Source organism: Streptomyces sp. NPDC001904, assembly GCF_040297005.1.
Lineage (GTDB): Bacteria > Actinomycetota > Actinomycetes > Streptomycetales > Streptomycetaceae > Streptomyces.
Map to the genome: position 1 here is coordinate 100,961 of NZ_JBEOYI010000016.1, position 17,319 is coordinate 118,279.

The following is a 17,319-nucleotide window of genomic DNA, read 5'->3' on the forward strand; positions in this document are numbered from 1 at the left end:
CGCGCAAGACCTTCCGCTCCCTGCCGAGCGATTCCCTCCCTCGCGGTGCGTGCGCCGCACCGTCCCCGCCCGCGATCCCGTCGCGCCCGCGGCCCCGTCCCCCGCCGCGTTCCCTCCGGCGCCCCCGGAAGCAGCGTCCTGTAGAGATGAGCGACCTGTAGAGATGTCCGACCGCTCCCGTTCCCGGCACGCCCGGGGTTCCCGGCGGGCCCCAGCCGCACGCGCCGCCCGCAAGCGCCGGGTCCCCCTGCGCTATCTGCTGCCGTCGCTGCTGCTCGTGGCCATGATCGCGATGCTCATGCTGCGCGGCTACGTGCACAGCGAGATCATGGCCGACCACCGGATCCAGCCGGAGGCCGCCACCGACAAGGTCCCCGGGAAGGTCCTCGACGGCGGCCCGGTCATCGACACCCGCGGCGGCCAGGAGTCCAGCCGCTCCATAGCCGACCACAAGCTGGTCCTCACCTTCGACGACGGACCCGACCCGGAGTGGACCCCGAAGGTCCTCGACGTCCTGAAGAAGCACGACGCGCACGCCGTCTTCTTCGTGACCGGCACCATGGCCTCGCGCTATCCCGAGCTGGTGCAGCGCATGGTGGCCGAGGGCCACGAGGTCGGCCTGCACACCTTCAACCACCCCGACCTCTCGTACCAGTCGACGAAGCGCATCGACTGGGAGCTGTCCACGAACCAGCTGGCGCTCGAGGGCGCCGCGGGCGTGCGCACCTCCCTGTTCCGGCCGCCGTACTCGTCGTTCGCCGACGCCATGGACGACAAGTCGTGGCCGGTCACCAAGTACATCGGCTCGCGCGGCTACCTCACGGTCGTCAACAACACCGACAGCGAGGACTGGAAGCGCCCCGGCGTCGACGAGATCATCCGCCGGGCCACCCCGCACGGCGGCAAGGGCGCCATCGTCCTGATGCACGACTCGGGCGGCGACCGCTCGCAGACCGTCGCCGCGCTCGACCGCTTCCTGCCCGGACTCCAGCACGAGGGCTACACGTTCCAGAACCTCACCGAGGCCCTCGACATGCCCAGCGCCCACACGCCCGTCACCGGCGTGGACCTGTGGAAGGGCAAGGCGTGGATCTACGCGGTCGAGGCGTCGGAGAACATCACGGGCGTCCTGGTCGTCGGACTCGCCGTCATCGGCGTCCTCGTCATGAGCCGCTTCGGCCTGATGCTGATCCTGTCCGCCGCCCACGCCCGCCGCGTCCGCAGGAAGGGCTTCGCCTGGGGGCCGCCCGTCACGGAGCCGGTCTCGGTCCTCGTCCCGGCCTACAACGAGGCCAAGTGCATCGAGAACACCGTGCGTTCGCTGATGCTCAGTGAGCACCCCGTCGAGATCATCGTCATCGACGACGGCTCGACGGACGGCACGGCCCGCATCGTGGAGAACATGCGGCTGCCCAACGTCCGGGTGGTGCGCCAGCACAACGCGGGCAAGCCGGCCGCGCTCAACAGGGGCCTGGCGAACGCCCGGTACGACCTCGTCGTGATGATGGACGGCGACACCGTCTTCGAACCGGCGACCGTGCGCGAGCTGGTCCAGCCGTTCGGCGACCCGCGCGTGGGCGCCGTCGCGGGCAACGCCAAGGTCGGCAACCGCGACTCCCTGATCGGCGCCTGGCAGCACATCGAGTACGTGATGGGCTTCAACCTCGACCGCCGCATGTACGACCTGCTGCGCTGCATGCCGACCATCCCCGGCGCGGTCGGCGCGTTCCGCCGCAGCGCCCTGGACCGGATCGGCGGCATGAGCGACGACACGCTCGCCGAGGACACCGACGTCACCATGGCGCTGCACCGCGACGGCTGGCGCGTCGTCTACGCGGAGAAGGCCCGCGCCTGGACCGAGGCCCCGGAGTCCGTCCAGCAGCTGTGGTCGCAGCGCTACCGCTGGTCGTACGGCACCATGCAGGCCATCTGGAAGCACCGCCGCGCGGTGATCGACCGCGGCCCCTCCGGCCGCTTCGGCCGCGTCGGCCTGCCCCTGGTCTCGCTCTTCATGGTCCTCGCCCCGCTGCTCGCCCCGCTCATCGACGTCTTCCTGCTGTACGGGGTCGTGTTCGGCCCCACCGAGAAGACGGTCGTCGCCTGGCTCGGCGTCCTCGCGATCCAGGCGGTCTGCGCGGCGTACGCCTTCCGGCTCGACAAGGAGAAGATGACGCACCTCATCTCGCTCCCGCTGCAGCAGCTCCTCTACCGGCAGTTGATGTACGTGGTGCTGCTCCAGTCCTGGATCACCGCGCTCACCGGCGGCCGCCTCAGGTGGCAGAAGCTGCGCCGCACCGGCGCCCTCGGCTCCGCGCCGGGCACTCTGCCGCAGCAGCGCACAACCCCGGTGTCCGGCGACAGGAGGCCGGTGGCATGACCCATCCCCAAGAACCCTCGGGACAGGGCAACTGGTTCGACGGGGCCGAACGGCCCCTGCGCCGGGAGTCCGAGTGGCGGCGCGCGGCGGAGGGGCCGGCACCGGCCTGGCCGACCGCCGCGGTGCCCGCCCAGGCGTCCGGCACCCGCCCGCTGCCGCAGGCCGCACCCGCTCACATACCCGCGCCCGCTCCGATACCCGCACCCATACCCGCACCCGCACCCATACCCGTACCCGCTCCCGAGCCCATCGCGCAGACCAGGCCGAAGCGATCCGGCCGGGACCGCTACCTCGACCTGCTGCGCTCCCTGGCGCTGATCCGTGTCGTCGTCTACCACCTCTTCGGGTGGGCGTGGCTGACGGTGCTGTTCCCGTCCATGGGCGTGATGTTCGCGCTCGCCGGATCGCTGATGGCGCGCTCGCTCAGCCGCCCCGCGCTCGGCGTGATCAGAGGGCGTGTCCGCCGTCTGCTGCCGCCCATGTGGGCGTTCGGCGCGACGGTGCTCGTCCTGCTCTTCCTCGGCGGCTGGAACCCGGGCAAGGACCCGGACAACGGCGGCACCTGGGGCTGGGTCAGCCTGCTCAACTACCTGGTGCCGGTCGGCGCGCCGAACTTCCCCTGGCACCTCGGGGACAAGGCGGGCCTGCTGGAGGACACCTGGCCCGCCCAGGCGGCCGGTCCGCTCTGGTACATCCGCGCCTACCTGTGGTTCGTGATCGCCTCGCCGCTGCTGCTGTGGGCGTTCCGCAAGGTGCCGTGGGCGACGGTGCTCGCGCCGCTCGGGCTGACCGCGATCGTCGGCACGGGCCTGGTCACCATCCCCGGCGAGACCGGCAACGCGGTGACCGACTTCGCCGTCTACGGAAGCTGCTGGGTGCTCGGGTTCGCGCACCAGGAGGGCAAGCTGAAGGAGATCCCGCGCTATGTCGCGGTCTCCTGCTCGGCGCTCGTGATGGCCTTCGGCCTGTGGTGGGCCTCCGGGCATCTCGGCCCGGACGGCTGGGACCTGAACGACATCCCGCTCGCCCAGGCCGCCTGGTCCTTCGGGTTCGTCGTGATCCTGCTCCAGTACTCGCCGTCCTTGCAGGAACTGCCCGGCAGACTCGCCAAGTGGGACTGGTTCGTCACGCTCTCCAACAACCGGGCCGTGACGATCTACCTCTGGCACAACATGCTGATCATGGCCACGGTCCCGATCATCGACCTCGCGTACGACCTGCCGCTCATGGAGAACGCGCGGTGGAGCGGCGCGCTCGACTCGACGTACAACCTCTGGATGTTCGTCCTCGTGTGGCCGCTGATCGGGCTGTCGATCGTCGGCGTCGGCTGGGTCGAGGACCTGGCGGCCAAGCGCTCGCCGCGCCTGTGGCCGGCCGGCTCCGGGAAGCGCGGGCGATAGGACCCTCGTGCCGTCGGCGGGGGCTTGTGTCCGGATCGGGGCTCCGGGTTGACTGGTGCGCACGGGGGACAGGGGCAACGGGGAATCGGGGACGCGCCATGACACAGCCACCGCAGGACGGCCAGGGACAGGGGTACGGGTACGGGTACGGCGGCGGTCAGCAGCCGCCCCCACCGCCCCAGCAGCCCCCGGCGCAACCGCCCGCCGGGCCCTACGGCACACCGCCGGGCCCCTACGGCCCGCCGCAGGGTCAGGCCCCGGCCCCGAACCCCGGCCCGTACGGATACGGCACGCCACAGCCGCCGTACGGCCAACAGCCGCCTCCGTACGGCCAGTTCCCGCCTCCCGGGCAGCCCCCGGGTGGCGGCGGCAAGAAGAGGACGGTCCTGGTGGTGGCGGCCGTCGTGGTCGTCGCGGCGCTGGCCGGCGGCGGGATCCTGCTGGCCACCCGCAGCGACGACGGGGGCAAGGACAAGCCGACCGCCAAGGAGAGCAGCGTCGTCGCCACGGGCAGCGTCAGCGGGCCCGCCGACGAGCCCACGCAGTCGGACGCCCCGGCGAGTGAGGTGCCCACCGGCGCGCCCAGCGACGACCCGTTCGCCGACGAGAGCGACGGGCCCGGCGGGCGCCCCGCCGGGGACACCGGCTACCAGGGGCAGTGGCAGAACGCGGAGGCGCAGACCCTCACCGTCGCCTCGAAGCTCACCACGGGCACCGCCAAGGGCAAGTACGCCGTCTCGTACATCGACTCCGGGGGCAAGGGCATCTGCAGCGGCATCGGCCAGACGCAGAGCGGCAACCGCTTCCGGATCGCGGTCTCCTGCGCCGGCAAGGACACCGGCACCGAGGTGTTCGTGGCGAACCTGACGCAGTCGGGCGACGTCGTGACCCTCACCTGGGAGAAGGGCGGCGGCACCGTGAGGCTGCCCTGGGCGGGTGCCGGCTGATCCGGCCCGGCCCGGCTGCGGTGGGCCAGGCTCGGCCCCGAGCCTCACCACGGGCCGCCCGGCCGGGTGAGAGCAACGTTCCCGGGCGGTCACTCCACGGCACAGCACGGAAATCCGCCGTGCCTAGCGTCGGTCGCAGCAGCCGTACCCCGTGACCTGGAGGCGTGAGATGGCCGGCCCCGACGAGCTCAAGGCGCAGACCCGAAGCCGGAGTTGGATCGAGCGGTGGGACCCGGAGGACGAGACGTTCTGGGCGGAGACCGGCGCCCGGGTGGCCCGGCGCAACCTGGTCTTCTCCGTCCTCTCCGAGCACATCGGGTTCTCCATCTGGAGCCTGTGGTCGGTGATGGTCCTGTTCATGGGGCCCGAGTACGGCATCGACCCGGCGGGGAAGTTCTTCCTCGTCTCGACGGCCACCCTCGTCGGGGCCTTCGCCCGGGTGCCCTACACCTTCGCCGTCGCCGTCTTCGGCGGCCGGAACTGGACGATCGTCTCGGCGAGCCTGCTGCTCGTGCCGTCGGTCGCCGCGTTCGCCGTGATGGAGCCCGGCACCTCGTACAGCACGTTCATGGTGTGCGCGGCGCTCACCGGCGTCGGCGGCGGCAACTTCGCCTCCTCCATGACGAACATCAACTCCTTCTTCCCGCTGCGGCAGAAGGGCTGGGCGCTCGGTCTGAACGCGGGCGGCGGCAACATCGGCGTCCCCGTCGTCCAGCTCGTCGCGCTCGCCGTCATCGGTGCGAGCGGCGGCCCGCGCGTGCTGCTCGGCATCTACATCCCGCTGATCGTCGTCGCGACGGTCCTCTCGGCGCTGTTCATGGACAACCTGGCGACGGTCAGGAACGACACCGGCGCTGCCAAGGAGGCCGTGCGCGACGCCCACACCTGGATCATGGCGTTCCTCTACATCGGCACGTTCGGCTCATTCATCGGCTACTCGTTCGCCTTCGGCCTGGTCCTCCAGACCCAGTTCGGCCGTACGCCGTTGCAGGCCGCCTCGATCACCTTCATCGGCCCGCTGCTCGGCTCGCTGATCCGCCCGGTCGGCGGCCGGCTCGCGGACCGCTTCGGCGGCGCCCGCATCACGCTGTGGAACTTCGCGGCGATGGCGCTGGCGACGGCCGTGGTCGCCCTCGCGTCGGTGGCGAAGTCGCTGCCGCTGTTCACCGTCGCGTTCATCCTGGTGTTCGTGCTCAGCGGGCTCGGCAACGGATCCACGTACAAGATGATCCCCGGCATCTTCCAGGCCAAGGCGGAGAGCAAGGGCCTCAGCGGCGAGGAGGCGGCCGCCCAGGGACGGCGTCTTTCCGGGGCCTCGATGGGGCTGATCGGGGCGGTCGGCGCGCTCGGCGGCCTCGGCATCAACCTGGCCTTCCGGCAGTCCTTCCAGACGGCGGGCACCGGCACCGGCGCCTTCGTGGCGTTCCTCGTCTTCTACGCGGTGTGCTTCGCCGTGACGTGGGCCGTATACCTTCGCCGCTCCGCCGCCCGCTCCGGTGCGACCGCCACCACGGAGACGACGCCGCAGCTCAGCTACGCCGAAGTGTGAGAGATGCTCCCGTAACACGTACGCAATCATGCTGATCCGGGTCTGTCACGGAGCGTTGGCAGGCTCGGACGACGCCACACTGTGACCAGGCGTGTACGGGACGACCGTCGAGCGGGACGAGAACCAGCATGTACGACGAACAGCAGGCCGCCGGGGCCGACCCGGTACCGGCCCACGGACCGCTCGCGGGCTTCACCGTCGGGGTGACCGCCGCGCGCCGGGCCGACGAACTGGGCGCGCTGCTGAAGCGGCGCGGCGCCGCCGTGCTGCACGCGCCCGCCCTGCGGATCGTGCCGCTCGCCGACGACAGCGAACTCCTCGCCGCCACGAAGCAGTTGATAGACCATGCGCCCGATGTGGTGGTGGCGACGACCGCGATCGGCTTCCGCGGCTGGGTGGAGGCGGCGGACGGCTGGGGGCTCGGTGACGCCCTGCTCGCGCGGCTCGGCAGCGTCGAACTCCTCGCGCGGGGGCCCAAGGTGAAGGGCGCGATCCGCGCCGCCGGGCTCACCGAGGAGTGGTCGCCGTCGTCGGAGTCGATGGCGGAGGTGCTCGAACGGCTCCTCGCGGAAGGGGTGGAGGGCCGCCGCGTCGCCATCCAGCTGCACGGCGAGCCGCTGCCCGGCTTCGTGGAGGCGCTCAAGGAGGCGGGCGCCGAGGTGGTCGGCGTCCCCGTCTACCGCTGGATGCCACCGGAGGACATAGGGCCCGTGGACCGGCTGCTCGACGCGACGGTCGCCGGGGGCGTGGACGCGCTGACGTTCACCTCGGCGCCGGCCGCGGCCTCGCTGCTGAACCGTGCCGAGGAGCGCGGGCTGCTGCCCGAGCTGCTGTCCGCCCTCGACCACGGTGTCGTGCCCGCCTGCGTGGGGCCGGTGACCGCGCTGCCGCTGCAGGCGCGCGGGGTGGTGACGGTGCAGCCGGAGCGCTTTCGGCTCGGGCCGCTGGTGCAGCTGCTGTGCCTCGAACTGCCCGGCCGGGCGCGGACGTTGCCGATAGCCGGGCACCGGATGGAGATCCGCGGGCACGCCGTGCTGGTCGACGGGGAGCTGCGGCCGGTGCCGCCGGCCGGGATGTCGCTGCTGCGCGCCCTCTCCCGGCGGCCCGGGTGGGTGGTGTCCCGCGCCGATCTGCTGCGTGCGCTGCCCGGTGCCGGGCGCGACGAGCACGCCGTGGAGACCGCCATGGCCCGCCTCCGCTCGGCGCTCGGCGCGCCCAAATTGATCCAGACCGTGGTCAAACGGGGTTACCGCCTGGCCCTGGACCCGGCGGCGGACGCCAAGTACTCCGACGGCTAGCGGGACCGGGCCGTCGTTCGGCACGCGCTGCGCGCAGCCTCCCCCTGAGCGAGCGGAGCTCGCTTCAGGGGCGCGGGGAACTGCGCGACCAGCCACGACGAGAGCCGCGGGCGAGTGCCCACCCGAGGCACCCCAGCGACACCGTGCACAAAGCGGCCCGCACCGAGTTCCACGTCACCCAAGGCCCGGCGAAAGCGTCGCGCAGCCGGGACGGATCGCCCGGCCGGGCCAACGCGTCGTTCAGCGGCACGTTCACGGCACAGGTCAGCACGAAGGCGGCGGCGTACGCCACGAACGCCGCCCACACCCACCCCCGCAGCCCCCGATCCCGCCGAACCCGCCAGGCGACCACCGCGGTGAGCGGCACCGCCCCGAGGAAGCTCGCGAAGAACACGGGGTTCTGGATCACGTCGTTGATGTTCCGCATCACCTCGACGTACGTACGGTCGTCACTGCGCGCCAGCGCCGGCATCACGGCGCACGCGAAGCTGTAGAAGGTCCCGGCGGCCAGCCCGACGGCGACGGCCGCCGCGGCGGTCAGGACGGAAGTGAAGCGCTGCGAAGAAGTCATGTCCCCAGTGAAGGCGCGGGCCCGCCCGCCGGACATCGCCGAGCCGCGCACCCCCATAAGCGAGCGTCCACGACAGCCTCGTACCGTACGGACATGCTGATCGCCCCCGACATCGAGATGCGTCGTGCCACGGTCGACGACGCCCAGGCACTGGCCGACGCGCAGGTCCGCAACATCGACCACCTGCGTTCCACGGAGCCGCCCCGCACGGCGGAGTTCTACACCGCCGAGGGGCAGGTCTCCCGGATCACCGGCGCCGACAGCGCCACCTGGGTGCTGGTCGACAGGGCGGCCGACGGGATCGTGATCGGCCGGCTCATGCTGAGCGGCATCGTGATGGGCCCGCTGTGCAGCACCAGCCTCGGCTACTGGGTCGACGGCACGTACGCGGGCCGCGGCCTGACCACGGCCGCCGTCGAGGAGATCATCCGGATCTGCCGCGACGAACTCGGCCTGCACCGCATCGAGGCCGGCACCCTCACCGACAACCACTCCTCCCAGCGGGTGCTCGCCAAGTGCGGCTTCGAGCGGTTCGGGATGTCGCCCAAGTACCTCTACATCAACGGCGCCTGGCGCGACCACATCCGTTTCGCGCGGCTCCTGCACGACGACCCGCCCCCGAGCGTTCCCAAGTAGGCCCGGGGCGGGCACTGTAGAGGACATGGCAGCAGTACCCACAGGGTCCCCCCACCCCTCTCGCCCCGCACTCTGGGAGCTGCGGTTCGACTCCGGACGCCTCTGCCTGGATCTGGTCGCCACCGCGCACCCCGTCGAACGCCTCACCTCCCCCGACAGCCTGCGGGCCTGGCTGGCAGGCGCCGGCCTGGTCCCGGCGGGCACCGATCTCGCCCCGGCCGCGTCCTGGCTCGCGGCGTTCCACGAACTGCGGTGCCACATCGGCCTGTTGGTCCGCGGCGAACTCGCGGGCCGGCCCGCGCCCGTCGCCCTGGACCGGGTCAACCTCCTCGCCCGCGCCGCTCCGCCCGCGCCCTGCGCGGTCCGCACCGCCGACGGCACCCTGGTCCGCTCCCTGCACACCGCGCCCGGCTGTCCGGCCCTGCTCGCGGCCGTCGCCCGGGACGCGGTGGACCTGCTCACCGACCCGTCGGCGCGCGGCGCGCTGCGTCAGTGCGAGGGCGACAACTGCCCGATCATCTACCTCGACACCTCGCGCGGGCGCCGCCGACGCTGGTGCTCCAGTGAGGTGTGCGGCAACCGGGAGCGGGTGGCCAGACACCGGCGCCGCGCCGCCCTGGCCCGCGCCTAGCGTCCATCCATGTGCACGGTGCATCTCAACTCCCTTTGAACACGCGCGCGTTCGTCTGCGTATCACCGTCGTGAGCCCAGCCACAGGACATGGCAGAACTGGGGACACCGGAGGTAGGCGTGCGCAAGGATTCCGCCGTGGCCGATGAACGCCCGTCCCGGGCCCGACATCGAGCGCCGCGGCCCCCGGAGCCGGACGAGGAGCTGATGCGCGCGCTCTACGCCGAGCATGCGCGCCCTCTGCTGGCCTATGTGCTGCGGCTGGTGGCGGGGGACCGGCAGCGCGCCGAGGACGTCGTGCAGGAGACGCTCATCCGTGCCTGGAAGAACGCCGGTCAGCTCAACCGTGCGACCGGTTCGGTACGCCCCTGGCTGGTGACGGTCGCCCGGCGCATCGTCATCGACGGCCACCGCAGCCGGCAGGCCCGGCCGCAGGAGGTCGATCCGTCGCCGCTGGAGGTCATTCCCGCGGAGGACGAGATCGACAAGGCGCTGTGGCTGATGACGCTGTCCGATGCCCTGGAGGACCTGACCCCGGCCCACCGGGAAGTACTCGTGGAGACGTACTTCAAGGGGCGTACGGTCAATGAGGCGGCCGAGACGCTCGGCATCCCCAGCGGAACGGTGCGCTCACGGGTGTTCTACGCCCTGCGCTCGATGAAGCTGGCGCTGGAGGAGCGGGGGGTGACGGCATGACGTTCGGACACGGGGGACACGGGGAGTACCGCGAGCAGCCGCCCGGCGATGTGCACGAGACGGTCGGTGCCTACGCGCTCGGCGTCCTCGACGACGCCGAGGCGACCGCGTTCGAGGTCCACCTGGCGGGCTGCGAGCGGTGCGCGCGGCAGCTGGAGGAGTTCGCGGGCATGGGCCCGGTGCTCGCCGCCCTCGCCGACGTACCGCCCGGCCGCGCCACCCCGGTGGTCGGGGAGTCGCTCGCGGCCCGGCCGAGCCCGCGGCTCGCCGAGACCCTGGTCGACGAGGTCGCCCGCAGGCGCGGCCGCAAGCGCCGCCACGGCCTGTACCTGGTGGCGGCCGCCGCGGCCCTGATCATCGGCGGTCCGCTGACGGTCCTGGCGGCGAACGGCGGCGACGGCGGGGGAGCCGTCACCGCGCACTCCAGCAGCCCCGCCGAGGACGCCTTCCACCACATCACCGACAAGGTGGAGGCCACCGACGCCACGACGAACGTGAGCGCGACGGTCGGCATGGAGAAGAAGGCCTGGGGCACCCACACGGTCCTGGAGCTGAAGAACGTCAAGGGCCCGCTCAAGTGCTCCCTCGTCGCGGTCGGCAAGAACGGCGAACGCGAGACGGTCACCACCTGGGCCGTTCCGAAGTGGGGTTACGGCATCGCGAGCAGCGCCCACCAGAGCGCCCGGTACCCGCTCTACGTGCACGGCGGCGCGGCCTTCACCCGGGACCAGATCGACCACTTCGAGGTGGAGACGCTCGACGGGAAACGGCTTGTCGAGGTGAACGCCTAGGACAGGTTCGAGCCGTGACCTTCCGTACGTAGCTTCGGCGGGCCCCTTTCGCGTACCTTTGACGGCTGCCCAGCACGTCAGAAGGGGGCCCGGTGGCCGCTCAGGCTCAGCACGGTTCAGCGGTGGACCGCAGCACGATGGACTCCGTCCGCGACCGTGAGATCGGTGTCGAACAGCACCACCTCGACGCCGTCTACCGCCGCCTGGAGGAGAAGATCCACGAGGCGGAGTTCCTCATGGACGACGCCGCCAAACGCGGCCAGGTCGGCACCCCCGGCGCGCTCGCCGAGCGGGACGCGCAGGTCTTCCGCGCGGGTATCCACCTCAACCGGCTCAACAACGAGTTCGAGGACTTCCTCTTCGGCCGGATCGACCTGCTGCTCGGCAAGGACGGCAAGAAGGGCCCGGACGGCGCCTACACGGCGGTCGAGCCCGCCGAGGGCGCGGTGCGGGAGAACAACACGGCCGACATCGCCGAGACCCTGCACATCGGCCGGATCGGCGTGCTCGACGCGGACTACTCGCCGCTGGTGATCGACTGGCGGGCCCCGGCGGCCGCGCCGTTCTACCGCTCGACGCCCGTGGATCCGGGCCGGGTGGTGCGCCGCCGGGTCATCCGGTCCAAGGGGCGCAGGGTGCTGGGCGTCGAGGACGACCTGATGCGCCCGGAGCTGACCGCGTTCCTGAACGGCGCGGAGCTGCCGGCGATCGGCGACGGCGCACTGATGGCCGCGCTCGGCCAGGCCCGCAGCCACTCCATGCGGGACATCGTCGCCTCCATCCAGGCCGAGCAGGACCTGGTGATCCGCGCCCCCGCCGCGTCGGTGACGTACGTGGAGGGCGGGCCGGGCACCGGCAAGACGGCGGTGGCCCTGCACCGCGCCGCGTACCTGCTGTACCAGGACCGCCGCCGGTACGCGGGCGGCATCCTCATCGTGTCGCCGACGCCGCTGCTCGTGGCGTACACCGAGGGCGTGCTGCCCTCGCTCGGTGAGGAGGGCCAGGTCGCGATCCGCGCGGTCGGCTCGCTCTACGACGGTCCCGGCGGCGCGGAGGCCACGGAGTACGACAGCCCGGCGGTGGCCCGCGTGAAGGGCTCGTCGCGGATGCTGACGGTGCTGCGCAGGGCGGCGCGGGGCGCGCTGGAGTCGGGGCGCCCGGCCCCGGCGCGGCAGGAGCAGCTGGCGTTCGGCGAGGAGGAGGGGGCGGAGACCCCGGCACCGGCCGCGGGCACCCCCACCCGGCTCCGGGTGGTCGCCTTCGGCCGCCGTCTGGAACTGGAGGCCGGGCAGCTCTCCCGGATCCGGCACGCGGCCCTCGGCGGCACCGCCCCGGTCAACCACCTGCGCCCGCGCGCCCGCAAGCTGCTCCTCGACGCGCTGTGGGAGCAGTCCGGCTCGGCCGGGCGGCACACCGACCCCGAACTCGCGGCGGAGCTGCGCTCGTCCTTCGACGAGGACATCACGGGCGAGGACGACTTCGTCCGGTTCCTGGACGCGTGGTGGCCGGAGCTGACCCCGCGCGCCGTGCTGTCCGCGATGGCCGACGAGCGGCGCCTGGGCCGCTGGGCCCGCCGGATCCTGAATCCGGGCGAGGTCCGCAAGCTGGCCAGGTCGCTGCGGCGCGAGGCGTTCTCGGTGCACGACGTCGCCCTGCTCGACGAGCTGAACTCGGTGCTCGGCGCCCCGGCCCGCCCGAGGCGCAAGCGGGAGTACGACCCGCTGGACCAGCTCACCGGTCTGGAGGAGCTGATGCCCGTACGGGAGGAGACCCAGTACGAGCGGGCCGAGCGGCTCGCGCAGGAGCGGACCGAGTACGCGCACGTCATCGTCGACGAGGCGCAGGACCTGACCCCGATGCAGTGGCGGATGGTCGGCCGCCGCGGCCGGCACGCCACCTGGACGGTCGTCGGCGACCCGGCGCAGTCCTCCTGGTCCGATCCGGACGAGGCGGCGGCCGCCCGTGACGAGGCCCTGGGCAGCCGTCCGCGGCGCCGCTTCGAGCTGACGGTGAACTACCGCAACCCGTCCGAGATCGCCGACCTGGCGGCGAAGGTCCTCGCCCTGGCGATGCCCGGTTCCACGTCGCCCAGGGCGGTCCGCTCCACCGGCGTCCAGCCGCGTTTCGTGGTCGTCGGCGACAGGCTGGCGGACACCGTGCGGGAGGAGGCCGCGCGCCTGCTGGAGCGGGTCGACGGCACCGTCGGCGTCGTCGTGGCGATGAACCGCCGCAAGGAGGCGGCCCGCTGGCTGGCCGGGCTCGGCGACCGGGTCGTGGCCCTCGGCTCGCTGGAGGCGAAGGGCCTGGAGTACGACGCGACGATCGTGGTCTCCCCGGCGGAGATCGCCGACGAGTCACCGGCCGGACTGCGCGTCCTCTACGTCGCTCTGACCAGGGCGACGCAGCAGCTCACGGTGGTCTCCGCCGAGCGCGACGAACCGGACGCGGAGGGGGTTCCGGACCTGCTCCGGGACTGATGGCGACGGGCCCTTGTGTCCGGCGACTCCGGTGTTACCGTTGATGACGGCACCGGCTCGATCCAAGCCCCCGGGCCCAACCTTCGTCCCTCAGAGGGACCACTTGCCGCGAGGCGAGCATGGCGGGTCGGTGTCATAGCCGTTCAGGAGAGGCCCACGTCACGGAAGTGACGTGGGCCTCTTTCTGTTTGCGGCTACTTCTCGTATGGTGGAAGTCAGTTTCCGAAAGCAGCGTGAACGTAAGGTTCACAATCCGATGCGACTACCACGTACTCGGCGGTAGGTGCGACGATCGGACAGCAACAGCTACACGGTGAAAGCAGAGGAAGTCGGCCATGGCAACGGCGCCCAGCGTCTCCTACTCGATGACGGTCCGGCTGGAGGTGCCCGCGAGCGGAACGGCCGTATCGCAGCTCACCACCGCCGTGGAGTCCTCCGGCGGCTCGGTGACCGGCCTCGACGTGACCGCTTCCGGCCACGAAAAGCTCCGCATCGACGTCACGATCGCGGCCAGCTCCACGTCCCACGCGGACGAGATCGTCGAGCAGCTGCGCGGCATCGAGGGCGTGACGCTCGGAAAGGTCTCCGACCGTACGTTCCTCATGCACCTCGGCGGCAAGATCGAGATGCAGTCCAAGCACCCCATCCGCAACCGTGACGACCTCTCCATGGTCTACACGCCGGGTGTGGCCCGCGTCTGCATGGCGATCGCGGAGAACCCCGAGGACGCCCGCCGTCTGACCATCAAGCGCAACACGGTTGCGGTCGTGACGGACGGTTCCGCGGTCCTCGGCCTCGGCAACATCGGCCCGATGGCCGCCATGCCGGTCATGGAGGGCAAGGCGGCCCTCTTCAAGCGCTTCGCCGACATCGACGCCTGGCCGATCTGCCTGGACACCCAGGACACCGACGCCATCGTCGAGATCGTCAAGGCGATCGCCCCCGGCTTCGCGGGCATCAACCTGGAGGACATCTCCGCGCCGCGCTGCTTCGAGATCGAGGCCCGGCTGCGCGAGGCCCTCGACATCCCCGTCTTCCACGACGACCAGCACGGCACCGCGATCGTCGTGCTCGCCGCGCTCACCAACGCACTTCGCGTGGCGGGCAAGGCAATTGGCGACATCCGCGTCGTCATGTCGGGCGCCGGCGCGGCCGGTACCGCCATCCTGAAGCTGCTGCTCGCGGCCGGGGTGAAGAACGCGGTGGTGGCCGACATCCACGGTGTCGTGCACGCCGACCGCGAGGACCTCAAGGGCGCCGACAGCGACTCGCCGCTGCGCTGGATCGCCGACAACACCAACACCGGTGGTCCCGACGGGGTCCTGACCGGCACGCTGAAGGAAGCCGTCGTCGGCGCGGACGTCTTCATCGGCGTCTCGGCGCCGAACGTGCTGGGCGGCGAGGACGTGGCCGCGATGGCGGACGGCGCGATCGTGTTCGCGCTCGCGAACCCGGACCCCGAGGTCGACCCGGCCGTGGCCCGTGAGACGGCGGCCGTCGTGGCCACCGGCCGCTCGGACTTCCCGAACCAGATCAACAACGTGCTGGTCTTCCCCGGTGTCTTCCGCGGCCTGCTCGACGCCCAGTCGCGCACGGTCAACACGGACATGATGCTGGCGGCGGCCACGGCCCTCGCCGACGTCGTGGGCGAGGACGAGCTGAACCCGAACTACATCATCCCGAGCGTCTTCAACGACAAGGTCGCGGGTGCTGTGGCGGGTGCGGTCCGGAACGCCGCGAAGGCGGCCGGAGCGGCTGTGACAGGCGCCACGACCGCCTGAGGACCGGCGCGTCGCGGAATGCGGGGCCCTCGCGGGCCCTCTAGGGTGGCCGGGAAGCAGGCCCCCCGGCCCGCCCGGTCCCAGGGCGGTGGCGCTTTCCGTGTGACCCCCACGGGTGCCGGATTGGCTTTACCGCCGCTGGTGGGGGCAGGATGCGTCTTCGGGCGCGAGGGTTCGGACGACGGACCCGGGTCCTGGGCCTGACCGAGACCCTGGCAGCATCGGATTCGTTGTTGCCCAACATGCGGCCTTGCGCCGCGTGGCACGCCTCAACGGCAAGAAGAACACGGGAGTACAAACATGAACCGCAGTGAGCTGGTGGCCGCGCTGGCCGACCGCGCCGAGGTGACCCGCAAGGACGCCGACGCCGTGCTGGCCGCGTTCGCCGAGACCGTCGGCGAGATCGTTGCCAAGGGCGACGAGAAGGTCACCATCCCCGGCTTCCTGACCTTCGAGCGCACGCACCGTGCCGCTCGCACCGCCCGCAACCCGCAGACCGGCGAGCCGATCAACATCCCGGCCGGTTACAGCGTCAAGGTTTCGGCGGGCTCCAAGCTCAAGGAAGCCGCCAAGGGCAAGTAAGCCTTCGGCGATTTTGCGGCGGGCGGTCCCCCGGGTCTCCGGGTGACCGCCCGCCGGCGTTTCCGGGTCCCGTCCGCCGGGCCCGGCCCCACCGGGCCGCAGGCGGCCGTGAGAGCCCTTGTGGCAGGACGGTGGCCGGAAAGCGACGGGGGCCGCCCGGGAAGTCCCGGGCGGCCCCCATCCAGGTTCAGGCGGTTAGCCGAGCGCCTTGCCCGGGAGCTCGACCTTGGCGCCGAGTTCCACGAGCTTCTCCATGAAGTTCTCGTAGCCGCGGTTGATGAGGTCGATGCCGTGCACCCGCGACGTGCCCTGCGCGGCCAGCGCCGCGATCAGGTACGAGAAGCCGCCGCGCAGGTCGGGGATGACCAGGTCGGCGCCCTCCAGCTTGGTGGGGCCGGAGACGACGGCGGAGTGCAGGAAGTTGCGCTGGCCGAAGCGGCAGTCGGAGCCGCCCAGGCACTCGCGGTAGAGCTGGATGTGCGCGCCCATCTGGTTGAGCGCGGAGGTGAAGCCGAGCCGCGACTCGTAGACCGTCTCGTGGACGATGGACAGGCCCGTGGCCTGCGTGAGGGCCACGACGAGCGGCTGCTGCCAGTCGGTCTGGAAGCCGGGGTGGACGTCCGTCTCCAGAGCGATGGACTTGAGCTGGCCGCCGGGGTGCCAGAAGCGGATGCCCTCGTCGTCGATCTCGAAGGCGCCGCCGACCTTGCGGTACGTGTTGAGGAACGTCATCATCGAGCGCTGCTGGGCGCCGCGGACGTAGATGTTGCCCTCGGTGGCGAGCGCCGCCGAGGCCCAGGAAGCGGCTTCCAGGCGGTCGGACAGCGCGCGGTGCGTGTAACCGCCGAGCGTGTCGACACCGGTGATGCGGATGGTGCGGTCGGTGTCCATCGCGATGATCGCGCCCATTTTCTGCAGAACGCAGATCAGGTCCTCGATCTCCGGCTCCACCGCGGCGTTCGAGAGCTCCGTGACGCCCTCGGCGAGGACGGCCGTGAGCAGGACCTGCTCGGTGGCGCCCACGGAGGGGTAGGGGAGGCGGATCTTGGTGCCGCGCAGCCGCTGCGGGGCCTCCAGGTACTGGCCGTCGGCGCGCTTCTCGATGGTGGCGCCGAACTGGCGCAGCACCTCGAAGTGGAAGTCGATCGGCCGGCCGCCGATGTCGCAGCCGCCCAGACCGGGAATGAAGGCGTGGCCGAGGCGGTGCAGAAGGGGTCCGCAGAGCAGGATCGGGATGCGGGACGAGCCCGCGTGCGCGTCGATGTCGGCGACGTTCGCCGACTCCACGTGCGAGGGATCCATCACCAGCTCGCCCGGCTCCTCACCGGGGCGGACCGTCACACCGTGCAGCTGCAGCAGTCCGCGTACGACACGCACGTCGCGGATGTCGGGGACATTGCGCAGCCGGCTCGGAGCGCTGCCGAGCAGCGCCGCGACCATGGCCTTGGGCACGAGGTTCTTCGCGCCGCGGACACGGATCTCGCCCTCCAGCGGGGTTCCGCCGTGGACAAGCAGTACGTCGTCAATGCCGGTGACGGTCATGAATCTCGCGTTCCGAAGAGGTGGGCAGGGGACCAAGGGACA

Annotated in this window: 14 protein-coding genes; 12 read left to right on the top strand and 2 right to left on the bottom strand. The window is 71.7% G+C overall.

Annotation, left to right across the window (positions count from 1 at the left end; genetic code table 11):
- Positions 1-163 precede the first annotated feature (163 nt).
- From ABT127_RS24305 to ABT127_RS24325, 5 genes are all read left to right on the top strand, one after another.
- Positions 164-2,377 (top strand): bifunctional polysaccharide deacetylase/glycosyltransferase family 2 protein, encoded by a 2,214-nt coding sequence (locus ABT127_RS24305; protein WP_351453744.1) that lies wholly within the window; start codon positions 164-166, stop codon positions 2,375-2,377.
- A complete protein-coding gene (locus ABT127_RS24310) occupies positions 2,374-3,777 on the top strand; it encodes an acyltransferase family protein (RefSeq protein WP_351453747.1) in 1,404 nt (467 codons plus the stop codon). Before ABT127_RS24305 ends, ABT127_RS24310 begins: the two co-directional genes overlap by 4 nt.
- A gap of 98 nt (positions 3,778-3,875) precedes the next feature.
- Positions 3,876-4,724: a hypothetical protein gene (locus ABT127_RS24315; RefSeq protein WP_351453750.1), complete on the top strand. Its 849-nt coding sequence runs from the start codon at positions 3,876-3,878 to the stop codon at positions 4,722-4,724.
- A gap of 169 nt (positions 4,725-4,893) precedes the next feature.
- Positions 4,894-6,273 carry a nitrate/nitrite transporter gene (locus ABT127_RS24320; RefSeq protein ID WP_351453753.1) on the top strand — a complete coding sequence of 460 codons (1,380 nt, stop codon included), beginning with the start codon at positions 4,894-4,896 and terminating at the stop codon, positions 6,271-6,273.
- A gap of 128 nt (positions 6,274-6,401) precedes the next feature.
- Entirely contained in the window at positions 6,402-7,571 is a 1,170-nt protein-coding gene (locus ABT127_RS24325) for a uroporphyrinogen-III synthase (protein ID WP_351453756.1), read from the top strand.
- A 64-nt stretch (positions 7,572-7,635) separates the two neighbouring features.
- Here the strand turns inward: ABT127_RS24325 and ABT127_RS24330 are convergent, their stop codons facing one another.
- On the bottom strand, positions 7,636-8,142 hold the full coding sequence (locus ABT127_RS24330; RefSeq protein ID WP_351453759.1) for an anthrone oxygenase family protein: 507 nt from the start codon (positions 8,140-8,142) through the stop codon (positions 7,636-7,638).
- Between the two features lie 93 nt (positions 8,143-8,235).
- On the opposite strand from ABT127_RS24330, the gene ABT127_RS24335 reads away from it, so the two are divergent.
- From ABT127_RS24335 to ABT127_RS24365, 7 genes are all read left to right on the top strand, one after another.
- Positions 8,236-8,778, top strand: a complete 543-nt coding sequence (locus ABT127_RS24335; protein WP_351453762.1) for a GNAT family N-acetyltransferase — start codon at positions 8,236-8,238, stop codon at positions 8,776-8,778.
- A gap of 25 nt (positions 8,779-8,803) precedes the next feature.
- Positions 8,804-9,409 (top strand): CGNR zinc finger domain-containing protein, encoded by a 606-nt coding sequence (locus ABT127_RS24340; RefSeq protein ID WP_351453765.1) that lies wholly within the window; start codon positions 8,804-8,806, stop codon positions 9,407-9,409.
- 89 nt (positions 9,410-9,498) lie between these two features.
- On the top strand, positions 9,499-10,104 hold the full coding sequence (locus tag ABT127_RS24345; protein WP_078506388.1) for a sigma-70 family RNA polymerase sigma factor: 606 nt from the start codon (positions 9,499-9,501) through the stop codon (positions 10,102-10,104).
- Positions 10,101-10,895 (top strand): anti-sigma factor family protein, encoded by a 795-nt coding sequence (locus ABT127_RS24350; RefSeq protein WP_351453768.1) that lies wholly within the window; start codon positions 10,101-10,103, stop codon positions 10,893-10,895. Before ABT127_RS24345 ends, ABT127_RS24350 begins: the two co-directional genes overlap by 4 nt.
- A 92-nt stretch (positions 10,896-10,987) precedes the next feature.
- Positions 10,988-13,372 (top strand): HelD family protein, encoded by a 2,385-nt coding sequence (locus tag ABT127_RS24355; RefSeq protein ID WP_351453771.1) that lies wholly within the window; start codon positions 10,988-10,990, stop codon positions 13,370-13,372.
- A gap of 335 nt (positions 13,373-13,707) precedes the next feature.
- Positions 13,708-15,153, top strand: a complete 1,446-nt coding sequence (locus ABT127_RS24360; RefSeq protein ID WP_351453773.1) for an NAD-dependent malic enzyme — start codon at positions 13,708-13,710, stop codon at positions 15,151-15,153.
- 300 nt (positions 15,154-15,453) lie between these two features.
- Positions 15,454-15,735 carry an HU family DNA-binding protein gene (locus ABT127_RS24365; protein ID WP_016645140.1) on the top strand — a complete coding sequence of 94 codons (282 nt, stop codon included), beginning with the start codon at positions 15,454-15,456 and terminating at the stop codon, positions 15,733-15,735.
- 195 nt (positions 15,736-15,930) lie between these two features.
- On the opposite strand, the gene murA is transcribed toward ABT127_RS24365, so the two are convergent.
- Positions 15,931-17,277: a UDP-N-acetylglucosamine 1-carboxyvinyltransferase gene (murA, locus tag ABT127_RS24370; protein ID WP_351453778.1), complete on the bottom strand. Its 1,347-nt coding sequence runs from the start codon at positions 17,275-17,277 to the stop codon at positions 15,931-15,933.
- Between the last annotated feature and the right edge of the window lie 42 nt (positions 17,278-17,319).